This window comes from Salinivibrio sp. MA427 (assembly GCF_001996115.1).
Classification (GTDB): Bacteria; Pseudomonadota; Gammaproteobacteria; order Enterobacterales; family Vibrionaceae; genus Salinivibrio; species Salinivibrio costicola.
In genome coordinates this window covers 1-1,497 of the sequence record NZ_MUFH01000449.1, presented here as the reverse complement: position 1 = coordinate 1,497, position 1,497 = coordinate 1, and the positions used below count along the sequence as shown (strand labels likewise).

General features: G+C 40.7%; 2 protein-coding genes. Both read left to right on the top strand.

Features of this window, described 5'->3' with window-relative positions; translation table 11 throughout:
• The first annotated feature begins 121 nt into the window (after positions 1-121).
• Positions 122-490 carry a nitroreductase family protein gene (locus tag BZG79_RS15485; protein WP_077774852.1) on the top strand — a complete coding sequence of 123 codons (369 nt, stop codon included), beginning with the start codon at positions 122-124 and terminating at the stop codon, positions 488-490.
• A 32-nt stretch (positions 491-522) separates the two neighbouring features.
• Entirely contained in the window at positions 523-1,437 is a 915-nt protein-coding gene (locus BZG79_RS15480; RefSeq protein WP_077774853.1) for a LysR family transcriptional regulator, read from the top strand.
• Positions 1,438-1,497: the final 60 nt, after the last annotated feature.

The window sequence follows — 1,497 nt, the reverse complement described above, 5'->3', positions numbered from 1 at the left end:
CATTATTTCAGGAATGGTGATGGTACAGTTTTTTACGGTAAGAAGTACAACAATCTCAGTCAACGCTGACAATAATGATCAAGAAATATCAATTGCGGAATATAACAAATAGGGGATAACTATGAATAATCAATTTTTGTCAATTTTAGAGAAAAGACGTTCTATCTATAGTCTAGGAAGCAACGTTACTTTATCTAAGGATTATATCTCAGAGCTGATCAACCATGCCGTCAAGTTGACACCTTCCGCATTTCACTCTCAAAGTACGCGTGTGGTGGTATTATTTGGTAATCACCATTTAAGACTTTGGACATTAGTGAAACACGAGTTGGCAAAATTGCTGACTCCAAGTGAGCTAGATATCAGCGTGTCGAAAATTGATGTATGCTTTTCTTCTGGTTTTGGTACTGTATTGTTTTTTGAGGAGATAGACGTGATTAAAGAGCTTGAGCAAGCTTATCCTCTGTATGCTGACAACTTTGTACAATGAGTTAAATTATCATACTCATTCAAATGCACAATATGAATTATCTGAGACGAATCGATCTTAATCATTTGGTTACCTTACAGGCTTTGTTGTCTGAAAAACACATTTCACGGGCAGCGGTAAGGCTAAATAAAAGCCAGCCCGCAGTTAGCCATTCGCTGGCTTATCTAAGAAGAGTATTTGATGATCCTTTACTGATTAGGAAGTCTGGCAAACTTGAGCTGACGCCTAAAGCAGAGGAGCTTTTACAACCGCTAGACGAAGCGCTTTCCCAGCTGACAACGCTCTTTGAACCGCCAGAGTTTGATCCTAATCTGACCAGTCGTACTTTCCGCGTAGCTATGTCGGATTACGGTGCGAAAGTTATTCTGCCTGAACTTTCACGTCAAATTAGAGCCATAGCTCCCAATATTAAGCTTGTTGTTACACAAGGTAGTAGAGATGCAATGATCGCTAGTATAATTGATGGAGAAACCGATCTTGCGTTTGGCGTATTTCCTGAAGTGGGTAAAGAGCTACAAGTCGAAACACTTTTCAATGAAGAGTTTGTCTGTGTCGCCGATAGTTCAACGATGCCCGAGTGCGGTTACTTAGATTTATCCGCTTGGTTGGCGCGATCTCATGTGCTTGTGGCGTTGAGAGTAGGTATTGACAACGAAATTGATCAATCACTAAACAAAATAGGCCACAATAGAAATATCAGTATGGTCTTGCCACATTGGAGAACGGCCGGTGAGTTAGTGACCGGGACAGATCTCATCCTAACGGTAGCAGCCAGAGCATTGGAATCGGGCGAAAATAATCAGCAACTGACTATTTTTCGACCACCTTTCCATATTGATACCTTTGACTTCGATATGATTTGGCACCGAAGAAAAGCGACGGATCCGGCTCATATTTGGCTAAGAAAAATGGTCGGTAGAGTACTAATCTCAACCGAAAATAAATAAAATAACTTCACTATGGTGCTCCATTGCTATTCTTATATGAAGCACCAACACAGTCTAAGG

Excerpts from the sequence above, each read along its gene's own strand:
- BZG79_RS15480 (WP_077774853.1), top strand. The coding sequence starts at position 523 with ATGAATTATCTGAGACGAATCGATCTTAATCATTTGGTTACCTTACAG.
- BZG79_RS15485 (WP_077774852.1), top strand. The coding sequence starts at position 122 with ATGAATAATCAATTTTTGTCAATTTTAGAGAAAAGACGTTCTATCTAT.